Source organism: Bradyrhizobium nivariense, assembly GCF_029846695.2.
GTDB lineage: Bacteria > Pseudomonadota > Alphaproteobacteria > Rhizobiales > Xanthobacteraceae > Bradyrhizobium.
Map to the genome: position 1 here is coordinate 1 of NZ_JARWCR020000065.1, position 14,628 is coordinate 14,628.

The window sequence follows — 14,628 nt, forward strand, 5'->3', positions numbered from 1 at the left end:
ACCACATGGGGCGGGGGGATCAAAGGCTGGGGCAAGGTGACGAGGTCCGGACTCCTAGGCACTCCGGACCTCGGGACTTTCTAGATTGAACGCGTTTTCGCGCCGCCCGGCTCTTCAGCTTGGCGGCGCGTTTTCGTGTGCCAGCTGGTTCAGGCGATTACCGCGTCTGCGGCTCGATCGTGACGGTGCAATCGCCCTGCCCCTGCGTGGCGACGACGATATCGCCAGCCGCAGTCCCGAGCGCGATGGGGGCGGACGAACCGCCACCGGGGAACTGAACAGTCACGCTCAGCGAATCCGGGCGCGCGCTCGAGCCCACCGTTGACGGTTCTGCTTCGGCGACGTTGCCGGAGGCATCACGTCGCATGATCCGGCAGTTCACGTTGCTGCCGCCGGCTGCGGCCATGCTCGATGAAGTACCGCCACTCATTTGGGCGCGGGCTCGCGAAGGATCGCGCGGCACCTGGCTGACGATGCGATGCGTGCGCGGCTCCACGATGACGACGTCCTCATCCGTCGCGAAATATTCGTAGTCCCGATATTCAGGCTCGATCGATACGATTTCCGGCGGCAGACGATGAAGCCGCAGGCGCGGGGGGATCGTCTCTCCAACCCGGATCGAGATGTTCAGATTGCGCTCCGGTTCCGCCAAGCGCCCGCGGCTCAGCGTTTCGGAAATGCGCACTTGCGTCTCGGAGGTCACGTGGGTCTGCTGATTGACCTGCGTGTTGGATTGGGTTGTCTGATTGGCTTGATTGGTCTGCGTCCCGGTTTGAGACGGGGCGCTTTGTGCGCTGTTGGCCGGAGCCGTCCGGCTCGAGTCGGTTGCCGTTGCCGGACGGTTGCCCTGTTGCACAGGAGGCTGCTGTTCTGCATTGCGCGGTGGCTGGTTCTGGTTGCGCTCATAATTTGCCAACGCGAACGTCGTATTGGCGTGAAGGTTCCTGAGGGGAACGGCGGCCGTGCGCCTCACCGGCGTGCCAGATCAGGTCGAGCTCACATGGCGTCCTTCAGTGTGAGCCGCGCCGTGAATGTCACGCTGGTCTTGCCAACCAGCGCCATGCCTTCGACCTCGGCGCCGTCGGCAGAGTAGTCGCCCGAAAAGCCGCAGGTCACTTCCCTGCCGCCGAACGCGAGTGGCTTGCCAACGGCCTCGGTGTGCTGATTGACGGTCATATCGCCGCGCCATTTCCCGTTCCGGAAGGTGTAGCTGCCGCTGTAGTAGAAATAGCTGTCGCCGCCCATGATGCGACCATCGCAGAGCACGACGACACCTTTGGCCTGGCCGCGCTTGCCGTCGCGCATCTCAATCTCAAAAATGTAGAGGCCGTTGAGGACCTTCTTTGGATCGCCGCCCTGCTCGGGCCCATCGCCGGCCGACATAACGCATCTCCCGCTCAAACCGGTACATTCCGTTCGAGATCTTCAAGCCACGCCGCCGCGCTCGAATCCGACGGCGCGCGCCAGTCGCCGCGCGGCGACAACGAGCCGCCGGCCGAGACCTTAGGCCCGTTCGGCATCGCCGAGCGCTTGAACTGGCTGAAGGCGAAGAAGCGGCGCAGGAACACCTCAAGCCAGCGGCGGATCTCCTTGAGATCATAGGCCCTGCGCTTATCGGTCGGAAATGCCGACGGCCATTCGCCCTTGGCGACGTCCTTCCAGGCCTGCAGCGCCATGAAGGCGATCTTGGACGGCCGCATGCCGAAGCGCAGCGTGTAGAACAGGTTGAAATCCTGGAGCTCGTAGGGACCGATGGAGGCTTCCGTGCTTTGCGGCTTCTCGCCGGACTTGACCGGAACCAGCTCGGGCGAGATCTCGGCCGACAGGATCGAGGCAAGCGTCCGGTTGACGTCGTCGCTGAACTGCTTCGAGGCAATCACCCAACGGATCAGATGCTGGATCAGCGTCTTCGGCACCCCGGCGTTGACATTATAGTGCGCCATCTGGTCGCCGACGCCGTAGGTGCACCAGCCCAGCGCGAGCTCCGAGAGATCGCCGGTTCCAATCACGATGCCACCGTGATGGTTGGCGAGCCGGAACAGATAGTCCGTGCGCAGGCCCGCCTGCACATTCTCGAATGTGACGTCGTAGACCCTCTCGCCATTGCCGAAGGGGTGGCCGATGTCCTTCAGCATCTGCGTCGCCGTCGTGCGGATGTCGAGTTCCTGCCAATTCGTCTGCAACGCCTTCATCAGCGCCAGCGCATTGGTCTTGCTCTCGCTGCCGGTGGCAAAGCCGGGCATGGTGTAAGCGAGAATGTTCTCGCGCGGCAGGCCAAGGAGATCGACGGCCTTGGCGGCGACGATCAGGGCATGGGTGGAATCGAGCCCGCCCGATACGCCGATGACGACGCGCTTGGTGCCGGTCGCGCGCATGCGCTGCACGAGGCCCGCGACCTGAATGTTGTAGGCCTCATAGCAGTCCTGCTCGAGCAGGCTCTCGTCGCTCGGCACGAACGGAAAGCGCTCGACCTTGCGCAGGAAGCCGATATCGGCGGTCGGCGGCTTCAGGGCAAAAGTCACCTTGCGGAAGAAAGCCTCGCGCTGGCGGCGATTGTCGTCGAACGTCCCCATCAGCGCGCGTTCCTGCCTGAGCAGGTCGAGATCGACATCAGCCAGCGTGATCTGGCCGCCCTGGCGGAACCGCTCGCCCTCTGCCAGCAGCACGCCGTTCTCGTAAATCGAGGTCTGGCCGTCCCAGGCCAGATCGGTGGTCGATTCCCCTGCCCCGGCGGCGGAATAGACGTAAGCCGCGAGGCAGCGCGCGGAAGTCGATTGGCATAGCAGCGCGCGCGAGCGAGCACGGCCGATCGTAATCGGGCTGCCCGAAAGATTGATCAGCACGCTCGCGCCCGCGAGCGCGAGCTCGGAGGCTGGCGTCACCGGGATCCACATGTCCTCGCAGATCTCGACACCGATCGTCAGGCCCGGAACGTCCTCGGCCGCGAACACAAGGTCGGTGCCGAACGGGGCATGCAGCCCGCCGAACGCGATCGTCTCGCCGAGGATGCCGGCGCCGGAGGCGAAATGCCGCCCCTCGTAGAATTCACGATAGGTCGGCAGATAGCTCTTGGGGACGACGCCGAGGACGTTGCCGCGATGAATGACGACGGCGCAATTGTAGATGCGATGGCCAAAGCGCAGCGGCGCGCCGACGATCAGCACGGTCATCAGCGTCGAGGAGGCCTGGACGATCGTGGCAAGTCCGCGCTCGACCGCATCGAGCAGCGGATCCTGCTTGACCAGATCCTCGATCGCATAGCCGGACAGGCACAGCTCGGGAAACACGGCAACCGCCACCGACTGTTCGTGGCACGCATTGGCCGCCGTCAGCACGGCCTTCGCGTTGGCCGAGGGATCGGCCACATGGGACGTGGTGACACAGGCCGCCACGCGCGCAAATCCGTGGGCGTAGATCGAGTGAAAACTCATCGAGCGCAGTACCTTCAATTCAATCTGTCTGCGGCCGGCCGCAGCCGTCAGTTCCGGACCATATGTAACCCATCGAGCCGGTCCGGTGCAGGCCATCCACCTTCATGCATAACGGATTTGCAGGCTCGTCCGCCCGGTGCCCGGCGAAGTCAGGCGCTACGGGCCAGCACGCCGGACAGATCGCCGCGTAGCCACCCGGCAATCCGCGGCCAGGCATGGGCGTGAGTTCGCGCGCCCATGAACAGGCCGAGATGGTTGCTGGGCTCGGAGGCCGCCGCAATGAAGGCCGGTGGCGTGCCGAGCAAACCGGCGGTGGCGAGCGCCTGCGCAGCCGGCACGACGTCGTCATCGAGCCCGGCCAGCAGGAAGACCGGCGCCTTGACGTGCTTCAGATCAATCACGCGGCCGAGTGCCGTGAATTGGCCGCTCGCGATCCGGTTCTCTCGGAAGATCCAGTTGATGATTTCGAGATAATAGGCGCCGGGCAGATTGAGAGTCTCGGCGTTCCAGCGCTCGAAGCGCGCCAGCAGCGCCGCACCTTCCTCGCCGAAGAGTTCCCTCTGCAGCGCCGTCACAATGTCCTCGCGGCTCGGCGCCTTGGACCAGACACGCAGCATCTCCTCGCCGCTGACATTGCCGCCGCCGCGCGCGACGAGCTGGTCATAGACCATCTCCGGCGCGTTGCGGGCGAGTCGAGAGAGCGCGGACTCGGTCGAGAGATCGACGGGAGCGCCAACCAGCACGAGCCGCCGCACCTTGGCCGGAAAGCGCGCCGCGTAAAGCAGCGATAGCCAGCCGCCCTGGCACAGACCGACGAGATCGACCGGTGCGCCGATCTCGTCAATGGCAACGTTGAGATCGGCAAGATAGCTGTCGATCGAGAGATAGCGCATCTCGGGCGTGGCTGACCGCCAATCGGCGAGATAGATCCGGTCGATGCCGCCATTTTGCAGCGACTGCACCACGCTGTGGCCGGGTGCGAAGTCGGCGATCAGGGCTCGATGCAGCGCATAGGGCGCGCAGACCAGTGCCGGCTGGCCGGCCCCCGTCCGCGTGCAATCGCGCAGGCGCATGGTCGCGAGCTCAAGCGCGACCGAGCTGGGCGTCGTCCATGGCAGGCTGCTGTCGCCCTGCTCCGCTGGAGCGCGGTCCAGCCACCCAAACCAGGCGTCCATGGCAAGACGGGCCGCAGCGAACGGCCACAGCAAAGGATCCTCGGGGACATGCCCGGGTCCGTTTGGCTGTTTGCCGGTCTTCGCCGCCATCGTTACCTCGTGATCTTCACAAGAACGCCTCCAGGCTGACGACCGAGATGCCAAGCTGCCGAAAGCTTTGGTGGGTCGCCGCGACCGAGCCGTCGAGATCGATGCCGCGGCAGGCGTCCTCGATGACGGCGACCTCGAACCCCGCCTTGCGGGCATCCTCCGCCGAGAAGCGGACGCAGAAGTCGAACGCGAGGCCGGCGACGAAGACAGTGTTCAACTCGCGCTCGCGCAAATATCCGAGCAGGCCGGTCGGCGTCTTGTGGTCGTTCTCAAACAGTGCCGAATAGGAATCGATGCCGCGCCGAAATCCTTTGCGCACCACGAGGCTGGCGCGGGTGATGTCGAGATCGCGATGAAATTCGGCGCCCGCCGTGCCCTGCACGCAATGCCTGGGCCAGAGCACCTGGGCGCCGTAGTCAAGCGCGATGGTCTGGAACGGCTGTTTGCCCGCATGGTTGGGGGCAAAGGAGACGTGATCACGGGGATGCCAGTCCTGGGTCAGCACCACATTGGCGAATTTTTGGGCGATGCGGTTGATGGCGGGCACCACCTTCTCGCCGCCGGGAACGGCGAGCGCCCCACCGGTGCAAAAATCGTTCTGGACGTCGATGGCCAGCAGCACGTCGCGGTCGGAAATCTTCATCGCAAGATCCATTCCAGCCGTCCCGCGCGACCGGCGCCGAACGCTCTCTCCAATGTCGATCTTCCTGCGCTGTTTCGCAACCACCGACAACATACGGCGATCTGCGCGAATGCCCCGCCGTTCCCAGGATGCAACGGTTTGGCCTCGTGCGTGTTGACTAGATCCACCCGAGGACGGATTCTGAAGCCGTTCGCATCTTGCGATCGGACAGAGCGGAGGGGGCGGTTCCCGCAGCCGGCAAGGCAGCGGCAGCCCAATGGACATGGCCATCGGCAAGACAGGACAGATTCTTCTCGCCGATATCGGCGGCACCAACGCGCGCTTCGCGCTCAGTCGGGGCAATCAGACCGGACCGATCGACTATGTGAAGGTGGCAGACTTCCCGACCGTCCGGGAAGCCGTCGTCGACGTTCTCGCGCGTCAGTCTGGCGGCGAACCGCCCCAAAGGGCCGTACTGGCCGTGGCGGGTCCGGTGACCAACAATCGCTGCGTCATGACCAACAGCCCGTGGGTCATCGACGGCAACGAGCTCCAGCCGGCTCTCGGCTTCGACAGCGTTCATGTTCTCAACGATTTCGAGGTCGTGGCCTGGTCTCTGCCCGCCCTGCAGCCCGCCGACCTGATCCCGCTCGGCGGACAAGATGGCCTTCCCGGCGAGCCGTTGCTGGTGGTCGGGCCTGGAACCGGCTTTGGCGTTTCCTGTCTGGTCGAGCGCCATGGCGCGCGGCTGGCCGTCGTCACCGAGGCCGGCCACGCGACCCTGCCGGCGGAGAACGAGCGCGAGGAACGCGTGATCGCGGCCTTGCGCCGACGCCTCGGCCATGTCTCCATCGAGCGCGGCGCGTTGTCCGGTGCCGGCCTGCAAAGCCTCTACGAGGCGCTGGCCGAGGTCGACGGCGCTCAGGTGCCGCATCGCGATGCTGCTGCCATCACGATGGCGGCCTTGGCGGGCAGTTGCGAACTCAGCCGCGCGACGCTGGAGATGTTTTGCGCCATTCTCGGCTCGGTCGCCGGCAATCTCGCAGTGACCTTCGGCGCCCGCGGCGGTGTCTATATCGCCGGCGGAATCGTGCCGCGTTTTCCGGAGTTCATTGCAGCCTCCGCGTTCCGGGCGCGTTTCGAAGCCAAAGGGCGCTTCCAGGACTATCTGCGCAACATCCCGACCAGGCTGGTTACGAAACCTGATGCAAGTTTCGTCGGCCTGAAGATGTTTGCCGAGCACAACCAGCCTTAAGGCGCGCCCCTCCCTCCGCGCGGGTTCAGTAATTCACAGCTGATTGCATCGCACGCGCGGTTCCATGCCGGATCGTGCTTGCGCGCACGTTTCGGATGAGAAACAATCCGGCTTGTGCGGCGTAGTTGCGGGGGCGTGACGTGCGTAAGCAGGATTTGGGTTTCGACTATCACCGCTATCACCGCCTGCTGATCGAGGCGGACGACGAAGACAAGCGGCTGGCCCTGATCGAGCTCTTGATCCAGGAAAAAGCGCAGGACCGGCTCGCCGCCCAGCGTGCTTCGGACCGTGCGGCCATGACAGCTCACACCATCGCCACGGTGCTGAAGAACGGGCGCCACTGAGGCGTGATCCCGTTGCTGCGCTCGCGAACGCGGGACCAGTTGCGATTCCGTTAACGATCCCTCGAAAGCTCGCGTCAAACTTTTTGCTCTAAGAGTTCCCTCACCTGATGCAATTCAGGGCAATAAAGGGGGGAATGAATATGAGCATGACTTCGCTCGTCGCGATGCCGGCCGCCGTCGAAACGCGTTTGGCCGATTCTACGTTCAAGACCATCTTGCTGTTCTGCTGCACGGGCCTCGTCGCCTCGTTCGGCCTGATGGCGCGCGGCATCGATCTCAGCGCCGGCCTGATGTGAGACCGGGACGAATTCCGTCGCCAAATGGCCGCCCCTGATGGGCGGCCATTTTCGTTGGCGATCTCAGCGCGGCGCCTTCGCCGTCGCTCAGCGTAGCGCCTTCGCTCAGTGCGGCGTCTTCGCCGCCGCTTCCGGAAACATCGAATCGATCATCGCCTTGAGCTGATCGATCGTAATCGGCTTGCGCAGGATCGGCCGGCGCCGGAGCAAGGACGGCAGCAGCTCGGGCCCATAGCCCGTGGCAAATAGAAACGGCTTCCCGCGGCGCTCGATCAGGTCGGCGACGGGATCGACGTAGACGCCCATGAGATTGATGTCGAGAATCGCGAGATCGTACTGCGCGGTCATGGCAAAAGCGCTGGCGTCCCGGACATTGTCCGCTTCCGCGACGACGTGGTGGCCGAGTTCCTCGACCATGTCCGCCATCATCATCCGGATCAACGCCTCGTCTTCGACCAGGAAAACGGAGAGTCCGTCCGCCATATCAACCCCGCAATCAGCCCACGAAGCTAAGCATAACCGAATTGCGAAGAGGATTCACGAATTCGTGGCGGGCGCCGTTAATTCAGACGCGCCCGATCCGATTCAACTTGATCAATCCAATCCTCGTTCATGGCTGAGCCGCACCATCTCCTGGATGAAGACCTGCTTCTGCTTGTCATCGAGGCTCGAGAAAAGCGGCTCGGCGGCGTCGGCGACATTGCGCTGGTCGGCAGCGCGATCGATCAGGAATTGCGACTCGTTGCGCATCTGCTCGATGATGTCGTCCGGTGGATCCCGCTTGGCCCGGGTGATCCGCAGGTTGAGCCGCTCTGCACCATTGTGCCCCAGGTAGTGCATGGCGCTCGAGAAGCCGAACCAGTGCTTCTCCTGATCGGGCGTGAGGTTCAGTTCCGTTTTGATCCGCTCGATATAGGAATCGCTGTTGGCAACGATTTGCTCGGCGGTCTGTTGCGGCGCACCGGCTTGAGTGAGGACGGGGACGTCCTTATTGTCCTGCGGCGCATTCTTGGCTTCCTTGCTCGCCTTGGCGCCCTTGCCCGCCTTGGCGCTCTTGGCATCCTTGTCCTTGCCGGCGCCCGGCTTGGAGTCCTTGCTGGCATCCTTGCTGCCGTCCTTGCCAGCATCCTTGGCGGCCGGCCCCTGACTGCCGTTATTGTTGTTGACGCCGAGTACGCCGGTGAAGACGCCGACCACACCGCCGATCGCGCCGCCGAGCACGCCGCCGACCGGACCTGCCGCCTTGTTCCCGGCCGCCGCTCCTTCCTGAACGCCTTTGACCAAACCTTGAGCGTTCGCCACTGCGGCTGCGCCGAGCAGCAACACGAAAACGGACCCCAGCGCGAACCATCGTCGCAGGTAAAGCCGCGCGGGCGGCGCCGGGTTGATCATTCTGGTCTCCATGGTCGGTCTGATTGGCCTATTGGGGTGAGAGCCACCCGCCAGTTGCAACTCTATCGTTTTCGCCGCTTCGAGGTCTAGGTGCGGACGATTGCTATCCACGCCCGAAAAGTGTTTGGCGCGAGGCGCTTATGCAGGCTCATTCGAAACTGCGGCGTAATTGCGCTCGTGTCGCTCCGGCGGATCTGCGCAAAGTGTGCGTCGCAAAACGACCGGGCGGTGGTTCACGGCCGGCGCACGACACCGAAGGCTATGCCGCCTTCCCGGACACAACGTTAGTTCTAGGCGCGAGGCGTTCGGTTTTCTCGACAGACGCGGTCAATCATGATCTGATCGCGCTACCAATTTGCAAGAACGTCCAACAAGAAACTCCCAACAAGAAAATCAAAAGCAAAACTCGGAAGAGTTCAGAGGAAACACCAAAGCAATAAAACACCCAAGCGAGGAAACGAGATGTCACGCAAGACACTGACGCGACGTCAATTTGTGGCTGCCACTGCAATGTCCTCCGCGGCGCTGATCACGGCGCCCTACGTCCGAGGCGCTTACGCCGCCGGCAAGCTCTCGATCGGCTTCTGGGACCACTGGGTGCCCGGCGCCAACGATGCCTCCACCGCCCTCGTCAAGGAATGGGGCGAGAAGGAGAAGGTCGAAGTCTCGATCGACTACATCACCAGCAACAACAAGAAGATCGAGCTGACCGCGGCGGCCGAAGCCCAGGCCAAGTCCGGTCACGACATTCTCCAGATGCCGAGCTGGTGGCCGCACGCCTATTCCGAGAATCTCGAACCGCTCAACGACGTCATGGAGCCGCTTATCAAGCAGAACGGCGAGGTGAACGGCACCGTCAAATATCTCGGGCAGTCGGGCGGCAAATGGCTGGCGGTGCCCGCGACGCCGGGAAGCCAGATCAAGGGTCCCTGCTCCCGCATAGATCTGATGAAGAAGCACGCGGGCATCGACGTGCAGGAGATGTATCCGGCCGGCAGTCCGCCAAAGGCAGACAACTGGACCATGGAGACGTTCCTGAAGGCCGCCGAGGCCTGCCACAAGGCCGGCTTCCCATTCGGCATCGGTCTCGGCGAGACCACCGACAGCGTCGACACTGCCGGCGCGATCTTCCAGTCCTTCGGCGCCGAGCTCGTCAACGCCAAGGGCGATGTCACCGTCAAGACCGACGCAGTGCGGCAGGCGCTCGAATTCTACAAGAAGCTGATCGCCGTGCTGCCCACCGACGCACCGTCATGGGACGATGCGTCCAACAACAAATGGCTGATCTCGGGCCGCGGCGCGATGATCCTGAATCCGCCGAGCGCCTGGGCCGTCGCCAAGCGCGACGCACCGCAAGTCGCCGAACAGTGCTGGACGCACGGCTTCCCGTCCGGTCCGAAGGGACGTTTTGCGCCGTTCCTGCCTTACTTCTGGGGCGTCTGGAGCTTCGGGAAGAACAAGGAGGCGGCCAAGAGCCTGCTCATCCATCTGTCCTCGCCCGCGGCGATTGAAAAGTTCGTCGCGGCGAGCGGCGGGTACGATCTTCCGGCCTACGCGAACATGACGAAGTTCAAGACCTGGGCCGAGGAAGGGCCGCCGAAGGGCACGCTCTTCCACTATCCGGATCCCTACAAGCAGCAGACGATGTCGATCGCCGCGTCGCCTGCGCCGCCGAAGATCGCACAGCAGATCTACTTCCAGGCGACGCTGACCAAGATGGCGCTGCGCTTTGCGCAAGGAGAGAAGATGGAGACGGCGCTCGCCTGGGCCGAGGGCGAGTGCGAGGGCTTCATGCGGACCTGAGCCGGGTGTGTGCCATGGCGGTTCACGCCTTGTGCGTGAGCCGCCGAGGCCCCCCTCGATCGATCCGCATGCCGAATGAAGCCGACAGCTGCGCCGGCTTCGCTGTTCTACACGTCCTGCAAAGAGGCTAACGTCATGGCCGATGTCGTCGTTGAGCAAGGCCGTCTCGCTCGTGCTGCCAGCCCGCGCAAACGGGCGAGCCTGCGCAATGCAATGGGACGAAAATCGACCGTGGCGTTCTTCCTGACGCTGCCGCTGATCCTCCTGATCGTCCTGCTCGTGCTCTATCCCGCCTTCTATTCGGTCTACCTGGCGACGCTGAACAAGGCGATGACGAAGTTCGTCGGCCTCGGCAATTTCACCTTCCTGTTCAAGCGCGAGACGTTCTGGATGGTGGTGAGACAGTCCTGCATTTTTGCGATCACCGCCGTGGTCTTCAAGGCGCTGATCGGCTTCATCGTCGCGCATTTCGTCCACAACATTCCGGGCAAAAAGCAACGTAAATGGCGCGGCATGCTGCTGGTGCCCTGGGTGATTCCGCCGGCAATGAGCACGCTGGCATGGCTGTGGCTGTTCGATCCCTCCTACAGCGCCTTCAACTACACGCTCTCGTTCTTCGGCGTCGGTCCCATCCCCTGGCTCGGGGACACCTTCTGGGCGCGTTTCTCCGTCATCCTCGTCAACGTCTGGTACGGCGCGCCATTCTTCCTGATCATGTATCTGGCCGCGCTGAAATCCGTTCCTGACCAGCTCTATGAAGCCGCGGCGATCGACGGCGCCAATTGGTGGCAGAAGATCTGGCACATCACCTTGCCGATGATGCGCAACATCATCGCCATCACCACGCTGTTCTCGTTGATCGTCACTTTCGCCAATTTCGACATCGTGCGTATCCTCACCTCCGGCGGTCCGCTGGACCGGACGCATCTGTTCGCTACCTGGGCGTTCCAGGTCGGCATCCAGAGCAGCGACATTCCGCTCGGCGCCTGCGTCTCGCTGTTCATGGTGCCGATCCTCGCCGTCGCAGCGATCTTCATCCTGCGCGATGTCAACAAACGCGGGAACGAAGCCTGATGAGCACGCTTGCGATCGACAAAACCGGACCGACACGTAAGGTCAAGCTTCGAAGCATGAGCCGCGACCGCACCTGGGCGCTGCGCTGGTCCTACTTCTTCCTGGTGCTGTTTGCGATCTTCTTCCTGGTCCCGCCGGTCTACATGCTGATCACCTCGCTCAAGAGCAGCGCGGAGATCTCGGCCGCCACCAATCCCTGGTGGGTCTTTCATCCGACGCTGTCGAACTATGTCGAGCTGTTGACCTCGAACCAGTTCCTGCGATTCTTCTGGAATTCGTCGATGATTTCGATCGTGGTCGTGATCGTGACGATGCTGATCAGCATTCCGGCGGCGTTTGCATTGGCGCGGATGAAGTTCTGGGGCTCGGCGACACTCGCGACCGGCGTCTTTCTCACCTATTTGATCCCGGACAGCCTCTTGTTCATTCCCTTGTTCAAGATGCTCGCGGTGGTCCAGGAGTTTACCGGTATCCCTCTTCTCAACCGTTGGTACGTGCTGGTGTTCATCTATCCGACGCTGACCGTGCCGTTCTGCACCTGGATCATGATCGGTTATTTCGCCTCGATCCCGAAGGAGCTGGACGAGGCTGCTCTCATCGACGGCGCCTCCTGGCTCCAGACCCTGACGCGGATTTTCATCCCGGTCGCCCTGCCCGGCCTGATCGCAGCGACCATATTCGCCTTCACCGTGTCCTGGGCGCAGTTCCTCTATCCCCTGGTGTTCACGACGTCCATCGACCAGCTCGTGCTGCCGGTCGGCATCACCACCACGCTGATCAAGGGCGACGTCTTCAACTGGGGTCAGATCATGACCGGCGCGCTGCTTGGCGCAGCCCCGCCGCTGGTCATCTACGCCTTCCTGATGGACTATTACATTGCCGGCCTGACCGCCGGCGCGACAAAGGGTTGAGAACGAGGGGTTGAAGTGCAATGGCCGACGTTTCCCTGCGTAAGGTGATCAAGCGTTACGACGATGTCGAGGCGGTGCGCGGCATCGATCTCGACATCTCCGACCATGAGTTCATCGTGCTCGTCGGCCCCTCCGGCTGCGGCAAGTCGACCACGCTGCGCATGATCGCGGGACTCGAGGACATCACCGACGGCGACATCATGATCGGCGGTGACGTGGTCAACGACGTGCCGCCGAAAGACCGCGACATCGCCATGGTGTTCCAGAACTACGCGCTCTACCCCCACATGACGGTCGCGGAGAACATGTCGTTCGGGCTACGTCTGAAGCACTATCCCAAGGCCGAGATCAAGGCGCGGGTGACGGAAGCCGCCCGCCTCCTCGACATCACCGACCTGATTGACCGCAAGCCGAAGCAGCTCTCCGGCGGCCAGCGCCAGCGCGTCGCCATGGGGCGGGCCATCGTGCGTAACCCAAAAGTCTTCCTGTTCGACGAGCCGCTGTCCAATCTCGATGCCAAGCTGCGCGTGCAGATGCGGATCGAGATCAAGAAAGTGCACCTAAAGGTGCGGACCACCACGGTCTACGTCACCCACGACCAGGTCGAGGCGATGACGCTGGCCGACCGCGTGGTGGTGATGAACAAGGGCCGCATCGAGCAGATCGGCACGCCGAACGAGCTCTACCACAAGCCGGCGACGCGCTTCGTCGCGGGCTTCATCGGCTCGCCCGCGATGAACTTCCTCCCGTGCCGGCTCGAGGATGCCGGCGGCACGCTCCAGATCCGCCTGACCGACCGCATCGCCTTCGCGCTGCCGCCGGCCCGCGCCACGCGCTACAACGCACTGCCGCGCACCGACAAGCTCCTGCTCGGCATCCGGCCCGAGCATCTCACCGAGTCGCATGCGCATCTGGGGCCGGGCGTCGAAACCTTCGACACCGTGCTCGACGTCACCGAGCCGATGGGCATGGAGACCCTGGTCTATTTCGGGCTCGAGGGCACGCCCGTCTGCGGCCGCGTCGATCCCAATGCGGGCGCCAAGGACGGGGCACCCATGCGTTTGGCGATGGACCTCAACAATATGCACCTGCTAAACGAAGAGACCGGCGTCGTGTTGTGACGCCGGTCCAAGAAACGCGAGCAGGCGGGGAGCAATGGCGACCAACAAGAAGAAGATTTTCGTTACACAAACTTTGTCGCAAGGGGCGCGCGCCCTCCTCACCCAGCGAGATGACATCGAGCTCATCGAGTTTCCGAACCTGATCTCCGCCAAAGACTTCGAGGCCTTGCTCGAGAGCCATGCGCCGGTCCACGGCGTGGCGCTTGGTGCCACCGCCTTCGGCGAGACTGAGCTCGAAGCGTCGAAAGATATGAAAGTGGTGACGCGGATCGGCGTCGGTTACGACGCCGTCGACGTCCCCGCTCTTTCCCGTCGCAAGGTGCCGCTGATGGTCGCGGGCAGCGCGAACTCGCCCTCGGTCGCAGAGCAGGCGCTGTTCATGATGCTGACACTGGCAAAACGCGCGCAGGAGATGCACGCCTGCGTTAAGGACGGCAAATGGGCCGACCGGCTCGGCATGCTGCCGTTCGATCTGTACGGCAAGACGGTCCTCGTCATCGGCTTCGGCCGCATCGGCACCCGCACCGCCAAGCGCTGCCTGGCGATGGACATGAAGGTGCAGGTCTATGATCCCTACAAGCCCGCAGCCGAGATCAAGGCGGCCGGTTGCGAGCCCGTCGCCGACCTCGATGCCGCACTGCCCCACGCCGATTTCGTCACCATCCACTGTCCGAAGACGCCGGAAACGGTCGGCCTGTTCGACGCGGCGCGGATCGGCCGGATGAAGCCGAAATCCTATCTCATCAACACCGCGCGCGGCGGCATCGTGAAAGAGACGGCGCTGTACGACGCACTGGTCTCGGGCAAGCTCGCCGGTGCCGGCATCGACGTTTTCGAGGTGGAGCCCCCGCCGGTCAGCAACGCGCTGTTCGCGCTGCCCAACGTCATCATGGCCCCGCATGTCGCCGGCGTCACGGTCGAGGCGGTGAGCCGCATGAGCGAGCAGACCGCGCGCAACATCCTGAGTGTGCTGGACGGCGACCCCATCAGGCAAAACATCATCAACCAGGACGTCTTAGTATAGTTAGCAAACCCATGATAAAGCTATATTTTGTTGCCTTTTAGCGAACTTACAATTCCATCGGGGTAGCTCTGGGGTAACAAAAAAGGCCCG

At 63.2% G+C, this 14,628-nt stretch carries 15 protein-coding genes; 8 read left to right on the top strand and 7 right to left on the bottom strand.

Translation table 11 applies throughout. From position 1 onward, the window contains the following. Positions 1-157: 157 nt before the first annotated feature. From QCM77_RS35425 to pncA, 5 genes are all read right to left on the bottom strand, one after another. Entirely contained in the window at positions 158-916 is a 759-nt protein-coding gene (locus QCM77_RS35425) for a DUF1236 domain-containing protein (protein WP_279667401.1), read from the bottom strand. An 80-nt stretch (positions 917-996) separates the two neighbouring features. Further along, complete coding sequence (locus QCM77_RS35430) at positions 997-1,383, bottom strand: GrlR family regulatory protein (protein WP_279667400.1); 387 nt, start codon at positions 1,381-1,383, stop codon at positions 997-999. A 14-nt stretch (positions 1,384-1,397) separates the two neighbouring features. Beyond that, positions 1,398-3,431, bottom strand: coding sequence for an NAD(+) synthase (locus QCM77_RS35435; RefSeq protein ID WP_279667399.1), 2,034 nt, complete (start codon positions 3,429-3,431; stop codon positions 1,398-1,400). Positions 3,432-3,580: 149 nt separating this feature from the next. Next, the gene (locus tag QCM77_RS35440; RefSeq protein WP_279667398.1) at positions 3,581-4,696 is read right to left on the bottom strand and encodes an alpha/beta fold hydrolase; all 1,116 of its coding nucleotides are present in this window, start codon (positions 4,694-4,696) and stop codon (positions 3,581-3,583) included. A 16-nt stretch (positions 4,697-4,712) separates the two neighbouring features. Then, positions 4,713-5,351, bottom strand: a complete 639-nt coding sequence (pncA, locus tag QCM77_RS35445) for a bifunctional nicotinamidase/pyrazinamidase (protein ID WP_279667397.1) — start codon at positions 5,349-5,351, stop codon at positions 4,713-4,715. Between the two features lie 250 nt (positions 5,352-5,601). Here pncA and glk point away from each other — a divergent pair, with 250 nt between their 5' ends. From glk to QCM77_RS35460, 3 genes are all read left to right on the top strand, one after another. After that, the gene (gene glk, locus QCM77_RS35450) at positions 5,602-6,573 is read left to right on the top strand and encodes a glucokinase (protein WP_279667423.1); all 972 of its coding nucleotides are present in this window, start codon (positions 5,602-5,604) and stop codon (positions 6,571-6,573) included. Positions 6,574-6,713: 140 nt separating this feature from the next. Continuing rightward, positions 6,714-6,917, top strand: coding sequence for a hypothetical protein (locus QCM77_RS35455; protein WP_279667396.1), 204 nt, complete (start codon positions 6,714-6,716; stop codon positions 6,915-6,917). A gap of 140 nt (positions 6,918-7,057) precedes the next feature. Continuing rightward, a complete protein-coding gene (locus QCM77_RS35460) occupies positions 7,058-7,213 on the top strand; it encodes a hypothetical protein (protein WP_279667395.1) in 156 nt (51 codons plus the stop codon). Positions 7,214-7,318: 105 nt separating this feature from the next. Here the strand turns inward: QCM77_RS35460 and QCM77_RS35465 are convergent, their stop codons facing one another. Together QCM77_RS35465 and QCM77_RS35470 are read right to left on the bottom strand one after the other, a co-directional pair. Continuing rightward, positions 7,319-7,696, bottom strand: a complete 378-nt coding sequence (locus QCM77_RS35465) for a response regulator (protein ID WP_279667393.1) — start codon at positions 7,694-7,696, stop codon at positions 7,319-7,321. 111 nt (positions 7,697-7,807) lie between these two features. After that, positions 7,808-8,605, bottom strand: a complete 798-nt coding sequence (locus QCM77_RS35470) for a Spy/CpxP family protein refolding chaperone (RefSeq protein ID WP_279667391.1) — start codon at positions 8,603-8,605, stop codon at positions 7,808-7,810. 462 nt (positions 8,606-9,067) lie between these two features. Here QCM77_RS35470 and QCM77_RS35475 point away from each other — a divergent pair, with 462 nt between their 5' ends. From QCM77_RS35475 to QCM77_RS35495, 5 genes are all read left to right on the top strand, one after another. Beyond that, the gene (locus tag QCM77_RS35475; RefSeq protein ID WP_279667389.1) at positions 9,068-10,408 is read left to right on the top strand and encodes an ABC transporter substrate-binding protein; all 1,341 of its coding nucleotides are present in this window, start codon (positions 9,068-9,070) and stop codon (positions 10,406-10,408) included. Between the two features lie 135 nt (positions 10,409-10,543). Then, a complete protein-coding gene (locus tag QCM77_RS35480) occupies positions 10,544-11,482 on the top strand; it encodes a carbohydrate ABC transporter permease (protein ID WP_279667422.1) in 939 nt (312 codons plus the stop codon). Further along, the gene (locus tag QCM77_RS35485; protein ID WP_279667388.1) at positions 11,482-12,393 is read left to right on the top strand and encodes a carbohydrate ABC transporter permease; all 912 of its coding nucleotides are present in this window, start codon (positions 11,482-11,484) and stop codon (positions 12,391-12,393) included. Before QCM77_RS35480 ends, QCM77_RS35485 begins: the two co-directional genes overlap by 1 nt. Positions 12,394-12,413: 20 nt before the next feature. Further along, positions 12,414-13,514, top strand: a complete 1,101-nt coding sequence (locus tag QCM77_RS35490; RefSeq protein WP_280096070.1) for an ABC transporter ATP-binding protein — start codon at positions 12,414-12,416, stop codon at positions 13,512-13,514. Between the two features lie 34 nt (positions 13,515-13,548). Further along, positions 13,549-14,538, top strand: coding sequence for a hydroxyacid dehydrogenase (locus QCM77_RS35495; RefSeq protein ID WP_279688340.1), 990 nt, complete (start codon positions 13,549-13,551; stop codon positions 14,536-14,538). Positions 14,539-14,628: the final 90 nt, after the last annotated feature.